At 40.7% G+C, this 19,101-nt stretch carries 14 protein-coding genes; 11 read left to right on the top strand and 3 right to left on the bottom strand.

The window, feature by feature from the left end:
* Nucleotides 1-51 precede the first annotated feature (51 nt).
* A complete protein-coding gene (gene dxs, locus QTN47_RS15385) occupies nt 52-1,986 on the top strand; it encodes a 1-deoxy-D-xylulose-5-phosphate synthase (protein ID WP_369330283.1) in 1,935 nt (644 codons plus the stop codon).
* A 315-nt stretch (nt 1,987-2,301) separates the two neighbouring features.
* Here dxs and QTN47_RS15380 read toward each other — a convergent pair whose 3' ends face one another.
* Nucleotides 2,302-2,547, bottom strand: a complete 246-nt coding sequence (locus tag QTN47_RS15380) for a type II toxin-antitoxin system HicB family antitoxin (RefSeq protein ID WP_369330282.1) — start codon at nt 2,545-2,547, stop codon at nt 2,302-2,304.
* Between the two features lie 297 nt (nt 2,548-2,844).
* Here QTN47_RS15380 and pheT point away from each other — a divergent pair, with 297 nt between their 5' ends.
* The 3 genes from pheT to QTN47_RS15365 all read left to right on the top strand — a co-directional run bounded on the left by pheT (nt 2,845) and on the right by QTN47_RS15365 (nt 5,986).
* The gene (gene pheT, locus QTN47_RS15375; protein ID WP_369330281.1) at nt 2,845-5,274 is read left to right on the top strand and encodes a phenylalanine--tRNA ligase subunit beta; all 2,430 of its coding nucleotides are present in this window, start codon (nt 2,845-2,847) and stop codon (nt 5,272-5,274) included.
* 130 nt (nt 5,275-5,404) lie between these two features.
* Complete coding sequence (locus tag QTN47_RS15370; RefSeq protein ID WP_369330280.1) at nt 5,405-5,692, top strand: coiled-coil domain-containing protein; 288 nt, start codon at nt 5,405-5,407, stop codon at nt 5,690-5,692.
* Nucleotides 5,693-5,695: 3 nt separating this feature from the next.
* Nucleotides 5,696-5,986 (top strand): cell division protein ZapA, encoded by a 291-nt coding sequence (locus QTN47_RS15365; RefSeq protein ID WP_369330279.1) that lies wholly within the window; start codon nt 5,696-5,698, stop codon nt 5,984-5,986.
* Nucleotides 5,987-5,992: 6 nt separating this feature from the next.
* On the opposite strand, the gene QTN47_RS15360 is transcribed toward QTN47_RS15365, so the two are convergent.
* Nucleotides 5,993-6,382, bottom strand: a complete 390-nt coding sequence (locus QTN47_RS15360; protein WP_369330278.1) for a helix-turn-helix domain-containing protein — start codon at nt 6,380-6,382, stop codon at nt 5,993-5,995.
* Between the two features lie 84 nt (nt 6,383-6,466).
* Here QTN47_RS15360 and QTN47_RS15355 point away from each other — a divergent pair, with 84 nt between their 5' ends.
* The 3 genes from QTN47_RS15355 to QTN47_RS15345 all read left to right on the top strand — a co-directional run bounded on the left by QTN47_RS15355 (nt 6,467) and on the right by QTN47_RS15345 (nt 9,165).
* A complete protein-coding gene (locus QTN47_RS15355; RefSeq protein WP_369330277.1) occupies nt 6,467-6,751 on the top strand; it encodes a hypothetical protein in 285 nt (94 codons plus the stop codon).
* A 594-nt stretch (nt 6,752-7,345) separates the two neighbouring features.
* On the top strand, nt 7,346-8,872 hold the full coding sequence (locus QTN47_RS15350; protein WP_369330276.1) for a hypothetical protein: 1,527 nt from the start codon (nt 7,346-7,348) through the stop codon (nt 8,870-8,872).
* A 44-nt stretch (nt 8,873-8,916) separates the two neighbouring features.
* Nucleotides 8,917-9,165: a hypothetical protein gene (locus QTN47_RS15345; RefSeq protein ID WP_369330275.1), complete on the top strand. Its 249-nt coding sequence runs from the start codon at nt 8,917-8,919 to the stop codon at nt 9,163-9,165.
* 86 nt (nt 9,166-9,251) lie between these two features.
* Here QTN47_RS15345 and QTN47_RS15340 read toward each other — a convergent pair whose 3' ends face one another.
* Complete coding sequence (locus tag QTN47_RS15340) at nt 9,252-10,382, bottom strand: acyltransferase family protein (protein ID WP_369330274.1); 1,131 nt, start codon at nt 10,380-10,382, stop codon at nt 9,252-9,254.
* A gap of 964 nt (nt 10,383-11,346) precedes the next feature.
* On the opposite strand from QTN47_RS15340, the gene QTN47_RS15335 reads away from it, so the two are divergent.
* From QTN47_RS15335 to QTN47_RS15320, 4 genes are read left to right on the top strand one after another with little or no spacing between them, the layout of a single operon-like run.
* Nucleotides 11,347-12,861: a BAR domain-containing protein gene (locus QTN47_RS15335; protein ID WP_369330273.1), complete on the top strand. Its 1,515-nt coding sequence runs from the start codon at nt 11,347-11,349 to the stop codon at nt 12,859-12,861.
* A gap of 37 nt (nt 12,862-12,898) precedes the next feature.
* Complete coding sequence (locus tag QTN47_RS15330; RefSeq protein WP_369330272.1) at nt 12,899-14,107, top strand: hypothetical protein; 1,209 nt, start codon at nt 12,899-12,901, stop codon at nt 14,105-14,107.
* 19 nt (nt 14,108-14,126) lie between these two features.
* Nucleotides 14,127-15,263, top strand: a complete 1,137-nt coding sequence (locus QTN47_RS15325; protein WP_369330271.1) for a hypothetical protein — start codon at nt 14,127-14,129, stop codon at nt 15,261-15,263.
* 47 nt (nt 15,264-15,310) lie between these two features.
* Nucleotides 15,311-19,087, top strand: a complete 3,777-nt coding sequence (locus QTN47_RS15320; protein WP_369330270.1) for a DUF5977 domain-containing protein — start codon at nt 15,311-15,313, stop codon at nt 19,085-19,087.
* Nucleotides 19,088-19,101 lie beyond the last annotated feature (14 nt).

Raw genomic sequence — 19,101 nt, 5'->3', positions numbered from 1 at the left:
ATGTAAGGTTTAGCCGCTAAAATAGTATTTTTACACCTTAAATTGAGTTGAATGGAAATACTGCCAGGTCCGCTATTAAGTCAGGTGAACAATCCGGATGATCTTAAAAAGCTTCCAAGAGAACAATTACACCAGTTTTGCGATGAATTGCGTCAGTATATTATTGATGTAGTAAGCGTACATGGCGGTCACTTTGCGGCAAGTCTCGGCGTAGTAGAACTTACAGTTGCCCTTCATTACATATATAATACTCCTTACGATCAACTGGTTTGGGACGTGGGTCACCAGGCTTATGGCCACAAGATCCTTACCGGCCGCAGGGATACATTTATCACCAACCGTAAGTACAATGGTCTTAGCGGTTTTCCAAAACGCAGTGAAAGTGAATATGATACATTTGGCGTAGGACACTCTTCCACATCAATTTCTGCTGCTTTAGGTATGGCGATGGCAGCAAAATACAAAGGTGAAAACCGGAAATCTGTCGCTGTTATCGGCGATGGTGCGATGACGGCTGGTATGGCTTTCGAAGCATTGAACCACGCTGGCGTGGCAGATGCTGATATGCTGGTTATTCTAAATGATAACTGCATGAGCATCGACCCCAATGTTGGCGCATTAAAAGAATACCTTACTGACATCACAACCTCACATACTTACAATAAATTCAGAGACGACGTTTGGAACCTGTTAGGCAAACTGCCGGTTGGCAAACGTTTTACCCGCGATATGGCCAGCAAGCTGGAAGCAGGTTTTAAAGGAATGGTAAGCAAAAGCAGCAATCTTTTTGAGGCGTTGAATTTCAGGTATTTTGGTCCGATTGACGGCCACAATATCACTAAGTTGGTTGATACGCTGAAAGATCTGAGAAGTATTCCCGGTCCTAAATTGTTGCATATCATTACTGTAAAAGGGAAAGGATATGAACTGGCAGAAAAAGATCAAACAAAATGGCACGCTCCCGGATTGTTTGATAAAGTAACCGGTGAGATCTATAAAAAGAAACTGGATGTTCCTCAACCGCCTAAGTACCAGGATGTTTTTGGACACACAATAATCGAACTGGCAGAAAAGAATGAGGCTATTATGGGTGTAACGCCCGCCATGCCAAGTGGTTCTTCCTTAAAGTTCATGATGGAAAAAATGCCGGACCGCGCATTTGACGTTGGAATTTGTGAACAGCACGCAGTTACGCTGAGTGCAGGACTCGCTACGCAAGGAATGCGGGTGTTCTGTAATATTTATTCTTCGTTTATGCAACGCGCGTTTGACCAGGTTGTGCATGACGTGGCCATTCAAAAGCTGCCGGTTGTGCTTTGCCTGGACAGGGCGGGATTGGTAGGGGAGGACGGACCAACCCACCACGGGGCATACGATATAGCTTATTTCAGGTGCATCCCAAATATGATCATTGCTTCTCCGATGAATGAACAGGAATTGCGCAACATGATGTATACTTCACAGTTGCCAACCATGAACCTGCCATTCGTGATCCGTTATCCACGTGGCGAAGGTGTTATGCCGGAATGGAAAACACCGTTTGAAGAAATGCAGATAGGCAAGGGGCGCAAGATCAAAGACGGACAGGATGTGGCAATCCTTTCATTCGGTCACCCCGGAAACTTTGCAACGCAAGCCATTCGTGAATTACGAACTGAAGGAATTAATCCCGCGCATTATGACCTGCGCTTTGTTAAACCGCTTGACGAAGAGCTGCTTCATGAAGCGTTTGGAAGATATTCTAAAATAGTAACAGTGGAAGACGGTACTGTTGCCGGTGGTTTTGGCAGTGCCATTTTAGAATTTATGGCCAAATACAACTACAAGGCAGAGGTAAAAATATTGGGAATCCCAGACAGAATTGTAGAACACGGAACGCCAAAAGAATTACAGCGTGAATGTGGCTACGACGCCGTTGCCATCGCTGAAACTGTGCGGGATTTAATGAAGGATAAGGTGATTGTGAACACGATGATTGCGGGATAGTATTCGCATTTATTCCAGGCATGATAAGATTTTTTTTAAGCACTATCTATTCGGATAGTGCTTATTTTTTATCATAGTAGCCAGCTGTTCAAACTCCTTACACTCGTCCGGGACATCTACATAAAGTTGATGACAAATAGTACAAACCGAATAACATTTTACGGGCCTGTCATCTATTGGAGTATTATAAAATACATAGCTACTGCTTCGTGGGCTTTTGATCTTTATTACGTTTCCTCTGGAATCTTCGGGTAAGGGCTCAATTGTACAGCCGTTGGCTATAAGCCAATCGTAAAAATCTGCTCGTGTCATTGCTTATGCAAAAGATAGGTTAAAGGGCTTTGTTATCACATTGCTTTGAGAAGCGCATGCTGACTGCAGTTCGATATTTTTTTGATGTTCGAAAACTGCCTGTACAGTATGAATTAAATTATGTGTAGCCTCTTCTTCAGTATCTCCTTCCGCAATAATGTTCGGCAACTGTGCGAAAAAAGCCGTAAATCCCTTTGTCTCAGGGTCCTGAACAAAGACGCCGGTTAATTGGAATTTTTCGGTTATCATATTATCTTTTTTTAATCGCTTTCAATGCAATAATAAAATAAAAACAACGCAAATAAGGGTAAAATGTCAGTTAAAAAAATGATTTATGTGGCATGGCTCGATTAAAATTAAGAAAAATTGACCAGAGCGTTTCGAACGGCTGACACCCTTATCTAGTTGTACACTGAACCTTAAACGACGGGGTACATCTAACATCGTACACCTAACATCGTACATTGTCTGGTCTTTCCCATAAATCCTCCGCCACCTCACCCACATCCGTTATATTTGCAGGCAATTGAATTAAAGGAGCGATACATGACAATCTCATATAACTGGTTATGTGATTATTTGCCGGAAAGAATTGAACCGGAGAAATTATCAAAGATTCTGACATCAATAGGACTGGAAGTAGAAAGCCTGCATAAATATGAAAGTGTGAAAGAAGGGCTGGCTGGGTTAGTTATTGGTGAAGTATTGGAATGCGAACAACATCCGAATGCCGATAAACTGAAAGTTACGAAAGTAAGTGTGGGTAAAGGTGAACCATTACAGGTTGTGTGCGGCGCTGCGAATGTGGCAGCCGGTCAGAAAGTTGTGGTAGCTACTGTAGGAACAACAATTCATCCTGTAAAAGGTGATGCGCTGACCATGAAAGTAGCCAAGATCCGTGGCGTAGAAAGCTTTGGGATGATCTGTGCTGAAGATGAAATAGGCCTGGGTGAAAGTCATGATGGCATTCTTGTATTGCCAAACGATGTTAAAGTTGGTACGCCTGCGTCTGATTACTTCCAGGTTTATAATGATTACATTTTTGAGATTGGTCTTACGCCTAACCGCATGGATGCCATGAGCCATCTGGGTGTGGCACGTGACGTGTGTGCTTACCTGACACATCACACAAAAAATGATGCGAAGGTTAAGACTCCTTTTATCAATGCTTTCAAAGCAGATAACCACAATTTACCGATCAGCGTTACCATTGAAAATAAAGAAGCTTGCAGAAGATATGCGGGCATTTCAATCTCCGGAGTTACTATCAAAGAATCTCCAAAGTGGCTAAAGGATAGATTGGTGGCAATCGGACTACGACCCATCAATAACATCGTAGATATTACCAATTATATTCTGCATGAAACAGGGCAGCCGCTACATGCATTTGATGCAGACGCAGTAAAGGGAAATAAGATCATTGTCAAGAATCTTCCGGAAGGCACACCATTCACTACATTGGATGAAAAAGAACGCAAGCTTTCTGAAAAAGACCTGATGATCTGCAACGAAAGTGAGCCCATGTGTATTGCCGGTGTATTTGGCGGTCTGCATAGCGGTGTGAAGGATACGACTAAAAACATATTCCTCGAAAGTGCCTGGTTTAACCCGGTTGATATTCGTAAAACATCCTTGTTTCACGGCCTGAGAACAGATGCTGCATCCCGCTTTGAAAAAGGTGTGGATATTTCAGCTACTGTAACGGTATTGAAAAGAGCGGCCTTATTAATAAAGGAAATTGCCGGCGGTGAAATTTCGAGCGACCTGGTTGATGTTTATCCTGTTCAAAAAGACAAACTGCAGGTGGCGATCAAATACCACTACCTGAAAAAACTGAGCGGTAAAAACTATCACCCGGATACGATCAAGAAGATATTGACCAGTCTTGGTTTTGAACTGATCAAGGAAGGTATGGACGAGATTTGGGTAGCAGTGCCTTTTAGCAAGCCGGATATCACTCTGCCGGCAGATATTGTGGAAGAGATTGTGCGCATCGACGGTCTTGATAATATCTCCATCCCAACAAGCATCACAATAACTCCGTCTGTTGATGATGGCGGTTTAAAAGATGTTCTGAAGGAAAAGATTGCAAATTACCTGGTAGGACAGGGCTTTCATGAGATCATGACCAACTCTGTAACGAACAGCAAATATTTTTCCGAAGAGGTGCTCAACACTACAGTAAAAATGTTGAACAACCTGAGTGCTGATCTTGATGTAATGCGTCCTTCAATGTTGCAGACCGGTTTGGAAGCCATAGCATACAACATCAATCGCAAGAACAACGACCTGCAATTATTTGAGTTTGGAAAAACATATCACCATAGTGCTAAATCTACTTCTTACAGGGAAGATGAACATTTCTGCCTGTACATAACCGGGGCAAACCATGCAGATAGCTGGCGCAACAAAAGTTTACGGTACGATTTTTACAGGGCTAAGGGACTTGTTCAGGCGTTGATTAACTGGTGCGGATTAGAAGCTGTAACTTTTGAATTAACTGAACTGCCGGAATATGCTACCGCACTGAACTTTATTATTGGTAAACAACATGTGGGACTGGTTGGCGAAGTGAGCAAAGCTCAGTTAAGCGGATTTGATATTAAACAGCCCGTGTACTTTATCGATATTGACTTTGCACAGTTGTTGAAGTTGTTTGAAAAGAAAAAGATCAGGTATACTGAAGTTTCGAAATTTCCGTCCGTTCAGCGTGACCTGGCTTTAGTGGTTGACAGATCTGTTTCGTTTGATGCTATTGAAAAAGCAGTTCAAAAATTAAAGTTGCAAAAGTTGCAAACAGTAAGATTGTTTGACGTGTTCGAAAGTGAAAAGCTGGGAACAAATAAAAAATCACTGGCGGTTAATTTCACGTTTGCTGATGACGAAAAAACACTTACAGATAAAGAGATTGAGGGTTTCACCAATAAGCTGATCAAAGCGTTTGAGGAAGACTTAAGCGCAGAAATAAGAAAATGAGCAAATGTACGATGTTAGATGTACGGTGTACGATGTGTGCTCCGGCTCTAACATCGTACTTTATCAATAACATCGTCCATCTAACATCGTACATCTAACATCGTACACCGTACATCGTACATAAACTGTCATGTTTCAACTGGAAGAGCAAATAACACGATTGCAGCAAAAGCTTCAACAGCTTGTAAAGCAGCACCAGCAACTGCAGAAAGAAAACCTGCAGCTTTCCAGGGAGCTTGAAAAACAACGAGCAGATGCAACGGCGAAACAGCAACAAATAGACTTGCTGCAGCAGCAGGCTGATGCGCTTAAAGTTGGTGCACATGGCTGGGACGAAAGTTCGAAAAAAGACTTTGAGAAGAGAATTGATCAATATCTGAAAGAGGTGGAACGCTGCCTGGCATTGCTAAACGCTTAACGTATGGAAGAATTAATACCTGTTAATATACTCATTGGCGATCGCACCTACCGCCTGAAGATTGAGCCTAAGGACGAGGAATCTGTCCGTAAAAGCATCAAGCTTATTAATGATAAGATCCTTGAGTTTAAAACCAATTTTTCCGGTAAAGACATGCAGGACTATATTGCTATGGTACTTATCTGGCTGGCTACTGAAAAAAATAAATCCGGTGCGGATTGGGTGAAACTTGAACAATCTGCCGAAAAATTGCAGTCATTAGAAGATCTGCTGGATAAAGTACTCGAAAAGTAGAATAGGCTATTGTCCGCCGGGTACGGCTTTGCCTGCCTTATACCTGTTAATCACTTCTTCCTGGGCTAATACAAGCTTCTGCAACTCCTCAATACGTTTGTCTTTTTCTTGTAATAACAGATCCTTTTGTTGTAAAATATCTTCAAAACTGATCTTATTGTTCAATTGCCCATCTTCAGCAGCAATGCATTTTGCAAGAATTTCTTCTGAGAGATATTGAATGCTGACCAGGTTGAAATAGCTGCGAATTTTTTCACTATCAGCGCTTTTGGGATTGAAATTTTTGTCCTCCCACTTTTGCAGCCGGAATTCGCTGACACCAATTTGTGCAGCTATCTTGCTCCTGCTTAGGTTTTTTGCATCCCTGAATCGCTTTAAAAATTCACCAATATGCATTGAAAGAAAAATTTAATATGTTTTTTAAAGTTTAGAATTAATGCTTAGATTTGTTGTCTAAACAAACAATAAAATAGTAAATATTTGGTAAACAAAAAAGAAATACAAAGTAAAGCAGATTTCGGCTCAAATGTAATTGCTGTACCAGATAGTGTTTACGCTATATGGAAGGAAAAGCAGACAAGAGGTGATGTTAAAAAACTGGTTACCTATACGCGAAAATCCAAGCCCGTTATTATCCGAGCCCTGAACAAACAAATGGCATCTGTAGAATTAATTCTTAAAATAAGCACTTATTTTTCTCATAAGCCAGATGCCGGCCAGCAAGTGGAACAAATAGCCTTACAAATACTTAGAAAAAAAGTCTAAGCTGTGGGTTCTACCTATCCCTTGAAAAGCACCTTTCTTTTTATCACGTTTCACCGCCAACCTCTGGACAAGCCATAATACCAAAGCTAGATCCGTCGGGTTTCGAAATCTCCGAATACATTGATTATGAATGGCTAATTTGAGATTACCAGGCCAAATTAAAGTTGGATAAAATGCGTAAACGACCTGCTAAAATGGCGAAGAAAAATTTTTTGGATTGGAAATAACGCTTATTTTCGTTGATACAAAAAGAAAAAAGCCACACTGTAGAAACAGATGGCCTCTAACGATTGCTTGCCATATGAAAAAAAGTTCGAAAATTTTTTTTTGTTCAAAGAGGCAGGTTTTTTCTGCTTTTACCACGGTCCTTTAACTATTGTTGCCTGCTCTTTCGGTTGCTTGCTGTATGATCTCTTGTTATTCTGATGTAAAAGTAATACGCATTCTTTTGGCGTACAAGACAACTTAATCGTGTTTTTATTACGCCAAAAATGATAAATAAATATTAAAACCCTTACTGATATTGAATTTGAGGAGAATTTCATTATGACGTCCAACAGTTTAACAGATGCTTTATTTCAATTAGTTCAATCGTTGGAAAAATCTGAAAAAAGGCATTTTAAATTATATATAAAGCGGAGTTCCGCTAAGGAAGACTTGAAAATCATACAGTTATTTGATGCATTGGATAAATTGCCGGAATATGACGAGAAGTTTTTAATGAAAAGACTTTCTCCCATTACCAAACCGCAACTGGCCAATCTGAAAACGCACTTGTATAAACAGGTTCTTGCGAGCCTCAGGCTTCTGAAAAGCACCGAGAACATTGATCTCCAATTAAGCGAGCATCTTGATTACGCCCGTGTGCTTTATAACAAAGGATTAAAGCCACAGGCGCTGAAAATGCTTGAAAAGGCAAAGGAATTAGCCAAGGCCAATCACAAATACAACTACCTGGCGCAGGTAATTTCCCTGGAAAAGAAAATAGAGACGCTGCATATTACCCGCAGCTCACAAGAAAAGACTGATCTTCTTGCTGCTGAAGCATTGGAAATCAGTGAACATATTGATAGTGTTGTAAGATTGTCTAACCTGGCACTTCAATTATATCGCTGGTACATTAAAAATGGCCACGCGCGCAATCCTGCTGATGAAGAAGATGTAAGAAACTTTTTTTCCAGTAACCTTCCGGCCAATGCACACAAGGTCACAGACTTTTACGAGAAATTATACCTGTATCAGAGTTATTGCTGGTATGCATTTATACGGCAGGACTTCTTAATGTATTACCGTTATAGCCGTAAATGGATCGACCTGTACGAAGAACAGGAACTGATGAAAACCGTGGAGATAGGTCATTATATAAAAGGAATGCATAACCTCCTGAATGCGCACTTCGATCTCCGGAACTATCAGCAATTTGAAATAACACTGCGGGATTTTGAGGATTTTGCTAAAACACCGGTAGCCAACCTGCACGATAACTTCCGCATTCACATATTTATTTACATCAGCAGTGCCAAACTGAATCAGCATTTGATGATGGGTACTTTTGCAGATGGTTTAAAGCTGGTACCACATATTGTGGAAAAGATGAAGGAGTATTCGTTGTATATAGACAGGCATAGAATAATGGTTTCAAACTATAAGATAGCGAGCCTGTATTTTGGCAACGGCGACTATTCTACTTCAATAGATTACCTCCAGAATCTTATACATGGAAATACCGATATGCGCATAGACCTGCAATGTTATGCGCGCTTGCTTCATTTGATGGCTCATTACGAACTGGGTAACTACGAGATAATTGAATCACTAATGAAGTCTGTCTACAGGTTTATGGCCAAGATGAAAAATCTTACAGTGGTTGAGGAAGAGATGTTCAGATTCCTGCGTACGTCATTCGCTATTTCTCCAAGAAAGCTGAAACCTGAATTGGAAAAGTTTCTACATAAGATCAAGCATCTTGAGAAAAACAGGTATGAAACAAGATCTTTTGCATACCTGGATGTAATCTCCTGGCTGGAAAGCAAAGTGTACGAAAAACCGATGGGTGCAGTTATCTACGAAAAATACCTTGACAGCAAACGTAAAATGGAAGGCGATTTTCTTGCAGCCTGAGCTAAAGAATTATAACTTGGCACTGAGATTGATTCTTTAACGATATGAAAAAAGAATTTACCATCGAGTACAAAGGACGGCAGGTTGTTGTAGAACAAGACCCGCACTCAAGAGCTAATGAAAAAGGCTATATTGTTCACCTGGTTGATGGAGATCTTCATATTCATGTAAAGGAAGATACTGAAGGTGCTAACCGCTGGATGGATTCACACAGCGAACAGGCAACACCGGAAGCTGAGGAAATAGGCGAACTGATAGATCTTTATGTAGTGCAGCAGCACGAGCAGTTGTAGCTTCGCCTGCATTTGCAAATTTTTTCCACTGACAAAATCAGTAGTTGGCATATTATTGCCTTGCCTTAAAAAGGTAAGTAATGAGCTTATGCATTGCTTATCGCTTTTTTGCCTTCTCTCACTTCATTTTGGGCTAGTGCTTTTCTTCTCCTGTTGGTTAAATATTTTCGAACGGGAATGTCAAATACAATCATTATTATGTAAGCCATAGCAACCAGTAGGATGGTGCTTATACCTATGATATAAAACAGCTGCCTTGTGTCTGGTTTGTTTGTGCTGTAATAATGACCAAAGGACCAGATCACGGGAATATGCATCATGTAAAGCGGATAGGATATTTTTCCGAAGAAGGCACATAGTTTATTCATTCCCTGGTGGACGATGTTTGCACCTGCTCCAAGCGAGATAATCAGCGGGAAGTAAAAAATAACAACAAGAGATTCTGCCAGCCAGTTCCATTTAAAATAAGGCATAACAAAAGGGCACACCAGCAACAACGATAAACCAATAAAGCCGAGCTTGTTTTGAATGATCAGCCTACAGCGATAAACCAGCAGACCTGCGAGAAAAGAAAATGATAAACGGGCCATTCCATCCCAGGCACTTTTACCATCCCATCCCCCAATCAAAGTGCCAGCCTTAAAAGCAACCACACAAAGCCATATGGCTGATGCTGCCGTAAGTATTATTAAAATGCTTTTACGAACTCTGCAAAGAATAAATGCATAAACGATATTGCCGATATACTCATAAAATAATGACCATGATGGTGAATTAAAACCAAACAGGGCAAAGCCACGTTCCTCAATTGCAGGAAAAGGAATGAGGAAGATTGAACAGACAAACATCAGCAGAATCTTACCGGCGCTATACAGCTCCGGATGACCACCGAAAGGATCAAAAAGAAATCCAACCAAGCCCAAAATAGATCCTAAAATAACCAGCGGATGCAGTCTTATTAATCTTGATTTAAAGAATTCCCAAACGCCGATATTGCGAATGCGGTTATCATAAGCATATCCGATTACAAAACCCGATAAACAAAAAAAGAAGTCTACAGCCAGAAAGCCATGACCGAGAAAATTTTTGCTATAGTCTGAGTAAACCATCTCAAGAAAATGAAAAACAACAATCGTCAAAGCCGCAGTGCCTCTTAGTCCATCAAGTAAAGCATAGTGTTGTTTGGTTTCGAGAATAGCAGCGCCTGATTTTTTCATATGTGACCTACATGTTTTAAAACCGGTTTATGAATCAACAGAGGGGTTATGTTTAAGAGAAGGCTAGTAACGAATATAATACAAATGGTTAACAAAGTTTTCGAATATGCGGAAACTTTGATTGACATCATCATTTCTGCGAAAGAGAACTTTTCTTGCAATCGGTGGTGTTGAATTTTTAAGCAACGTTTTTAGGACTGCAATGCTGCTCAATTTTGGAACCAGATCACAATATCTTTGAAAGATCGTAAGGTTCTCCCTGCAACTCCTGCAATATAAAATAGTTGCTTTGAGCTGATAAGCCATGCCTTTCTTGATGAGTCGATATAGATAGGATGATTGAGGTAGCGGACAAAACTTTCATTCTGAGGATTGTTTTTTGGTTGTTATAGGTAATAAAATGACTATAACATCCACATACAAACATCACTATTTTGTTGATTCTTTCGTATTAATTGAAAAAAATCAAAAAACTATCCCGGATAAAACTTAGCATCAAATAAAGCTAGTGATGCAATTGTAATGCTGTTACGTCGCGCTATTTGACACTTTCTATTTGAATTCATACAAAAATTTCCCTGCTGATTTTAATGCATTTAATCCTTTAAGTCTTCGGACCATATGTATGCACGGCAAAAGACGCTCTTTATGGTATTAACAGTAATAATTTTCGGGATGATTATTTGATCTATACAATGGTGTTTGGAATTACCCCCCGTCTAATTTTGCTTTATGTCTGAACATGAATTTAGTGGTCGGGCTTTGATACAACTGTACTCCCTGTGTTTATTGCTGTGTGATACAAGTGCAGGACATACCAAAATAAAGATACCAAAAGCATTGACCGTTTTTCCTGGTTTATAAAAATTGAGACAAGAGATTTTGTGAGCTAATGTTTTATTGATCCGTCCTCAATGATTTTAAGTTGATTTTTTTTAAAACCAAACTTAAAAGCTAAGCTTTTATGGAAATATCTGTACAACAACCACTGACTCTTAAAAAAAAGATCGCCCTGTTTTTTCCGGGCTTATGTTGCTTACTGCTTGCCTATGGGCAGCCTTCACAAGATTCTACAAAGCCTGATAATAACGTGTCCTTTATTGGTGATAAAGCACTCCGTCAGATTGATCAGAAATACCAATCCCTGACCAATGCCATTAATGAAAACACCATGCATTGCCTGGTACAGATGCAGCGCAAGGAAGAAAAACTGCAACGCAAACTGGCTGGAAAAGACAGTACAAAAGCAAAGGAATTGTTTGCCGGATCCGAAAGTACTTACCAGGATCTCCGGAACAAATTAAAAGCCCCACTGGATAAATCAATAGCGAATCCATTAAAGGAGTATATCCCAGGTATGGACAGCCTGCAGACCGCCATGCGTTTCCTGGAACAAAACGGAACAAAGCTTCCATTGGAACAATTGCAAAAAGTAAAACAGATCAGCGGACAATTACAGGAACTGCAAGGCAAACTACAGCAAGCCAATGAAATCCAAAGTTTCATTCGTCAGAAAGAACAGGAACTAAAACAACAACTCACTCAGTTTGGTCTAGGTAAAGAATTGCTGGGCATTAATAAACAGGTTGTCTACTATCAACAGCAATTATCTGAATATAAAAACCTGCTCAATAATCGCAGGAAGCTGGAGGATAAAGCTATTTCCTTAGTAAGAGAATTGCCGGCCTTTAAGGAGTTCATGCAGCAAAACAGCATGCTGGCGCAGTTGTTTGGAATACCAGCCAACTATGGCACACCGCAGGCGCTGGAAGGATTGCAGACAAGGGCCCAGGTAGAAGGAATGATCAGCCAACGATTAGGGTTACCATTAAACACTAATTCTCCAATGGGTGGTGGTGCTAACGCAGAAGCCTTTATGCAGCAGCAAGTACAGCAGGCCGAATCTCAAATGAATGAACTAAAAAACAAGCTGAACCGGTTAACGGGTGGCAGCAGCGATATGACCATGCCCGATTTTAGGCCCAATAAACAGAAGACAAAAAGCTTTTTAAAGCGACTTGAATATGGATTGACAATACAGACAAGTGGCGTAACCAATTATTTGCCAACGATAGCGGACATAGCAGTTCAGTTAGGTTACAAATTAAGCGATAAAGCGGTGATGGGCATTGGTGCAAGCTATAAGCTGGGTTTGGGCAAAGGTTGGGAAAAGTTGGCCTTAAGCAATGAGGGCGTTGGTTTGCGCAGCTATATGGACATAAAGGCCAAAGGCAGTATATGGCTGAGTGCAGGTTTTGAGTACAACTACATGCGGGCTTTTAGCAGCTTGAGAGCATTGCCATCACCAGCTGCACAAAACATCAATCTGTGGCAGCGTAGTGTGCTAGCAGGTGTTACCAAGAAATACAAGATTGGAACGAAGAAAGAAGGGCGTATGCAGCTTTTATATGATTTTATAGCTGCACAACAAGTACCAAGGGCCCAGATACTCAAATTCAGAATTGGTTACGGCTTTTAGAATTTTTAGAAAGAACTAATATAAACCCGATGGCATCATGAAAAGAATACTACTTTTTTTTAGTTTGATTACAACCTTGGAAAACCTTCAGGCACAGAATACTTTTCCTGCAACAGGCAGTGTTGGAATAGGTACAACCATGCCCAGGGGAAAACTTCATGTAGTTGAGAACGCAAGGGATTATTATGTAGACAGGATGATCCCTGGATCTTCTGAAGACAGCCAGGGGCCTAACTATTTATTGCTTCATGAAATTTATAGCGGCACACTGCTCGATGACCGGCATGTAATGGGGAAACTCACCGCAATTCGCGGCAATACTGGCTCCTGGAACCGTAAATGGACGGTAGAAGTGAATACATCCAGCGCCTATAATGCCAACAGAGGGAGTATGATCACTTATAATGAAGCTGCCCGCCTGGTAACGCTTACGTATAATAATGTGAATTATTTAGCCGTAGAAATAAACAATAGTTCAGCCTTGTATTATTTTTCCTTTACCGGCTATGCACATTATGAAACGCTGTCAATAGTAAAGGACGAGTTCGTCAGCAATGTACAGCCTTTTGTAAATCTTGACCCCATCACTACTCCCAGCAACATAGGGATCGGTACCACCAACCCGGCAGGGAAGCTCAGTTTTGCAGATGTAGATAAAACGAACCTACCTAATGGCATTACCTGGTATAGCGGTAGCGGTGATCCCACTGTTTATGGAGTGCATAGAACAGCAGGTGACTGGGTTGCTCCCAACTATCAACAGCTACGATTGGGTTGGACCACTGGTGTTGTCATTGATCCTGGCACGCAGTATGGCAAAAGTTATTTGGACGTACAGGGCAATGGCCTTCGTGTTACCCAAGGTTCTCTTGGTATAGGAACAACTGATACTAAAGGCTATAAGCTTGCAGTGAATGGAGCTGCTGTTTTCACAAAAGCTGTGGTAAAGAATTATGCCAACTGGCCGGATTATGTATTTGATTCGGCGTATAACCTACCATCATTAGAATCAGTCTCATCCTTCGTTAAAGAAAACAGGCACTTGCCTGAAATCCCTTCTGCATCTACGATAGAAAAAGATGGGCATGATCTAGGCGATGTGCAGAAAATGTTATTGAAGAAAGTGGAAGAGTTGACCCTCTATATCATTGATCAGAACGGCTCCATTAAAGACTTAAGATCGGAAAATGAAGCATTAAGAAAACGTATTGAGCAAATAGAACAACAGGTAGTTAATCATAACTAAGCTTTTAAAAAACAATAACATGAAAAAGATATTGGTTGCAGTTATTATGACTCTTATCTGTATCTCAGTGCAGGCGGAGTCAGGTAGTTTTCAAGTAAAGGGAGATATTGATAAATATTACCCTGTAACTTTTTTGGATGGCAATTGCTGGCAAAATGTTGCCACAGAATTAGAAATTGGCAGGGCTGCTGTTCATACGGATGCCTCCTGGAGAGGTGCCCTTATATCAAAGTTCAGGTATCATACGTACAACTGGGGCAACGCTGCCAACTTTATTGATGCTGATATAAGAAGCTGTCTTTTGGCAAATGCTGTTATTGACAGGTTCGTAGCCGGATGGACAGATGCAACTTATCTGAACGGTGATGCCAAAATCATAATTTGGTTAAGAGGTGGCACAACCACCTATTATTACAAGGCCAATGCCAATGTAAATCCGGTGGTATATGATGGCGTACAAAACCCATTGCCTTTTCAACAGACAAATGGCCCAACCCATACCTATAAAACAATTGTTGATTATTATGTCAATACAAAAGGAGCTACACTGGGTAATGATTTATCAGTAAACGGAAATACTTCAACTATAGGAAACATCAATGCAGGTACAACAGCTCAACGCAATTATATAAAAATCTCGTCCAGGGAATGGCCGGAGATACGCTTTCAGACTCCAGGTGATGACGAAGTAATAAGGCTGGGTGTAGCACATCTTGACGGTTCTAATTATCCGGTAAAAAATGGTGATTTCTATGTCTATTCAAGTCTGACGAATTCAATGGGATTAGTCGTAGCCAAAAATGGTAATGTCAACATAGCGCCTGCCGTTGGAAAGGTCGGTATTGGTACGACTTCTCCCACCGAAAAACTTTCAGTCAATGGTACAGTGCTGGCCAAAAAAGTGCGCGTATCACAGGCTGCCGCCGACTGGCCGGATTATGTGTTTGATTCGTCTTATGAGCTGCCTTCACTTGTGTCTGTTTCATCTTTCGTTAAAGAAAATAAGCATTTGCCTGAAATGCCATCTGCATTGACTATTGAGAAGGATGGTCATGATTTGGGTGAGGTGCAGAAGTTGTTGTTGAAGAAAGTGGAAGAGTTGACGCTGTATGTGATTGAGTTGGAAAAGAAGCTAGCTCTCCTTGAAAAAAAATAAAACAGAATTACAAAGGTTGTCAAATCGCGATTACAATTTTTACCGTAATGAGACATAGAATAATATTACTTGTTGCGCTTGCAGTTTTCGTTTTTCAGCACTTACATGCGCAATCTTATAAACCCCTGTTTGATAATTTTAAAACAGTTACTCCTGCCGAGTTTCAATTTATAAAGTATACAGAAATGCCGGTGAGCGAGTATACCGGTATTCCGAGCATTTCAATACCCTTGTACGAAATACAGGAAGACGGAGTAAAAATTCCAGTCAATCTATCGTATCACTCCAACGGCATTCGCGTTTCGGAAGAAGCCGGCTGGGTTGGCTTGGGATGGAATCTGCAATTTGGAAGCATTATTCAAACTGTGAATGATGGAGATGATTTTGGTAGTTATATGAATAAGCCGCTGGTTAAAATGAGACCAGATTATTTCTATGGGCCACTACCCACTGAATTACCCCGACGTTGGGATTATAGCGCCAAAATGACTGATGCAGGACATTGGATACCTGGTCCTGGTTGGTCTAATCCTTTTCCTATAGCGCAGACATTGCCGGAGCTTTCATACAAAATTGTCACAGATTACTACATGCCTGTTAAAGGAGATTTTGATCAGCAACGGTTGGCTTTTTTTCAAAACCATGAATCATATGATGCTGAACCTGATATTTTTCAGGCTAATTTTCCAGGCCATTCCATCAACTTTATTTTAGATTGGGATGGGCCTGGCAACACTTTTATCGTCCTGAATAAAAAGGGTTATCAGGTTAGCAAAAATGGTGACACATGGGCTATTAAGGTGCCTACAGGTGAACAGTTTTTTTTCGAAGAAAAGGCTGAAGTTAAAACCAGCAGTATTGCCTCTGCATGTGGGAGTGGCTCCTTAACCACTTCGTCAAAAATGTGGATGTTGACACGTGTTGTGACTAACAACAAAAGAACAATCACTTTTAATTACCAAAGGACACCAAATGGTAAGGTTTTTCCCAACTTTTCACAAAATTGGAAATTGGGTGTGTTAGGAACAGCCGGGATAGCGCAATCGGAACTCCTTGGCTACCCCTCAGATGCTTGCGGCATATCCAATGCGTTTGGCAGTTCTGGTCTTCTATCCTATGACTTGTCTACTTCAACCGAAGATCGCTTAATCATTACATCTATTGTTTTCCCAAAAGGCAAAATCGATTTTTCGCTATCTGCGCGCAATGATGTTAATAATGAATATAAACTCGACAGAATTTCTGTTTCTGCAGCAAGCGTTACGAAAGAGTTTAAATTTAACTACGATTACTTCGATTATTTAACTGCACCAACAAATGGGTATAATCTTTCAGACGATTATAAGCCCTATGCAAACTTAAGGCTTCGGCTCAAATCGCTGCGTCAGAGTGATGGGGCTTTATATGAGTTTACTTACAACAATAAGCCACTGCCTCCTAAAAATTGCTTCGCCCAGGATTTCTGGGGATTTTACAATGGGAATCTGACCAATACTTCTCTAATTCCCAATCCCAAAAGATTTAAAAAGACTGACTTAGGTGATAACGGTAATAATCACTCTGCCAATATTGAATACGCCAAGGCTGGCATCCTGGAAAAAATCAAATATCCTACAGGCGGAACTGTTGAATTTGAGTACGAATTAAACCAGTTCGATAATGTATGGTATCCGGATTATGCTGCAACTACTAATACCATTTCTTCGGGGAATGGGTTAAGGATAAAATCCGTGATACATAAGAGGGATGATCAAACGCAGTCTAAAAAAACTGTCTATAGCTACAGTGGGGGCAAAGCAATATTACCAATACAGGTTTTTAAATCTTACCCTTATACATGGCTAATGCCAAAACAAGGAGATCAATATTATGCGCGCCAGTCAACGATCAATGAAGTGAGTGCAGCAGGATTTTATGCTCCAAGTCCTTTTTCATCCATCAATGGAATAGGATATGATCAAGTGGCTATGCAGGATGTTGATCCTTCAGGAAATGCGCTGGGGAAGAAGACAATGCAGTTCTATAATAACCCTGATAAAGTCAACAGCGCTGCGTTACAATATTGCCAACTCAATGTAACCTTGCCTGCCATCAAAAATAGTGCACTACCAGAAAATGGGTCGGTTAAAACGGTCAGTTATTATGATAATACTACCACGTTATTAAAACAGGAGGATTATCAATATGTCAATAAGGGTTCAAATTATTACTATGGGGCGCGGCTATTCGGTTATAGAACCTTGTTTATTCTAAATGATAAAGGAGTTTTTCCTTTTCAGCAAAACATGATAGGCTATTATCCGATTTTCGATTTTGAAACGCTGGTATCCAAATCTACCGCAACCAGCTATGCTAATGGCCAGGCATTAAAAGTGGAAACCACCAATTCTTACGATAATTACAACCAGTTGGCCTTGAGTACAGTCCGGACATTAAACACGGACTATGTAACAGAAACCAACATATCAAGGCCTGTCTATGGCGCAGGCATTCTTATGTGGAATAGCATGGTTACTGCCAATCGTTTGTCAGATATTGTTTCACTGAGTATATCTAAAAAATATGATAACGGGTCGGCCACGGAAGTGTATAAGTATTTGAAAACCTTTCGCCAGGAAGGGGATAGAATTTTGGAAGATGCGGCGCTTGTTTCCAAGCGAAAACATCCTTATGCAGATGATCCACAGAAGATTAATTACAACCGCTACGATGCATCAAACGGAAATCTTCAGCAATACACCGTAAATGGGCAAACGACAAGTTTGTTTTGGGACTACAACAATCAGTATAATGTGGCAAAAATTACCAATGCGACTTATGGTGATGTAGCCTATACTTCGTTTGAAGCGGAAGCGAAAGGGAACTGGACCTTCGCCGGAACACCTGTTAATGATAATACTGCTCCTACTGGTAAAATGTGTTATAGCCTGACTGCGGGAACCATGACTAAAAGCGGGTTGAATAGTGTTAATGAATATGTGGTCTCTTATTGGAGCAAGAATGGGATCTGTACGGTTTCCGGAAGTGTTTCTTCGCTAACCGGAAATACAGTAGATGGCTGGACTTATTATCAACATCTTGTCAAAAACTCAACTTCCATTTCGATATCCGGAGCAGCAACAATTGATGAAGTCCGTTTGTATCCCAAAAATGCACAACTAGTATCCTATACATATGCGCCGCTTGTTGGCATAACAAGTGAGTGTGATGCCGGCAACAGCATCGCCTATTATGACTACGATATTCTTTCCCGGCTTAGTTTAATCAGGGATGCACAAAAAAATATCCGGAAGAAATTTTGTTATGATTTTGCGGGCAATCAAACAGATTGCGTAGAAAAAACTTTCAAAAACGCTGCATTGCCAACCATCTTTACACGTAACAACTGCAGCGGGTCCGCGGTCGGATCTGCTGTAACATACACGGTTCCGGCGGGAAAATACACAAGTACCATCAGCCAGGCAGACGCTGATGCGCAGGCAGAACAAGATGCAAATGTAAATGGACAGAATTATGCCAATACAAACGGCACATGCACTAGCTATAACATCAATTTTCTAGCAACCAATAATACGAATGAAACAATTACAGTGTTGTTTGTAAGTACAATAACGGGACCGAGAAGCCCGGTTATCATTGCTCCCAACTCAGCTAATGTAAAACTTACCATACCTGCTGGCAAATACCATGTAGCGTTTTCGTCCTCTGACAAAGTAAAGCTATACCAATATGGCATTACCTATCGATCCCTGATTGGAGTAAACAATGGAACGCTCTACGATATGAGTTTTACTACCGACGGAGATATTAGAATTCAATATTAAAATGTAAATCATTA

The organism is Danxiaibacter flavus (assembly GCF_041060425.1).
Classification (GTDB): domain Bacteria; phylum Bacteroidota; class Bacteroidia; order Chitinophagales; family Chitinophagaceae; genus Danxiaibacter; species Danxiaibacter flavus.
The sequence above is the reverse complement of the archived record's forward strand: the minus strand, read 5'-3'. Positions and strand labels throughout refer to the sequence as shown.

Bases quoted from the DNA above. Each gene is read 5' to 3' on its own strand.
- QTN47_RS15380 (WP_369330282.1), bottom strand. From the start codon at position 2,547: ATGATAACCGAAAAATTCCAATTAACCGGCGTCTTTGTTCAGGACCCT.
- QTN47_RS15335 (WP_369330273.1), top strand. From the start codon at position 11,347: ATGGAAATATCTGTACAACAACCACTGACTCTTAAAAAAAAGATCGCC.
- QTN47_RS15330 (WP_369330272.1), top strand. From the start codon at position 12,899: ATGAAAAGAATACTACTTTTTTTTAGTTTGATTACAACCTTGGAAAAC.
- QTN47_RS15340 (WP_369330274.1), bottom strand. From the start codon at position 10,382: ATGAAAAAATCAGGCGCTGCTATTCTCGAAACCAAACAACACTATGCT.
- QTN47_RS15325 (WP_369330271.1), top strand. From the start codon at position 14,127: ATGAAAAAGATATTGGTTGCAGTTATTATGACTCTTATCTGTATCTCA.
- QTN47_RS15320 (WP_369330270.1), top strand. From the start codon at position 15,311: ATGAGACATAGAATAATATTACTTGTTGCGCTTGCAGTTTTCGTTTTT.
- dxs (WP_369330283.1), top strand. From the start codon at position 52: ATGGAAATACTGCCAGGTCCGCTATTAAGTCAGGTGAACAATCCGGAT.
- QTN47_RS15365 (WP_369330279.1), top strand. From the start codon at position 5,696: ATGGAAGAATTAATACCTGTTAATATACTCATTGGCGATCGCACCTAC.
- pheT (WP_369330281.1), top strand. From the start codon at position 2,845: ATGACAATCTCATATAACTGGTTATGTGATTATTTGCCGGAAAGAATT.
- QTN47_RS15345 (WP_369330275.1), top strand. From the start codon at position 8,917: ATGAAAAAAGAATTTACCATCGAGTACAAAGGACGGCAGGTTGTTGTA.
- QTN47_RS15360 (WP_369330278.1), bottom strand. From the start codon at position 6,382: ATGCATATTGGTGAATTTTTAAAGCGATTCAGGGATGCAAAAAACCTA.
- QTN47_RS15370 (WP_369330280.1), top strand. From the start codon at position 5,405: ATGTTTCAACTGGAAGAGCAAATAACACGATTGCAGCAAAAGCTTCAA.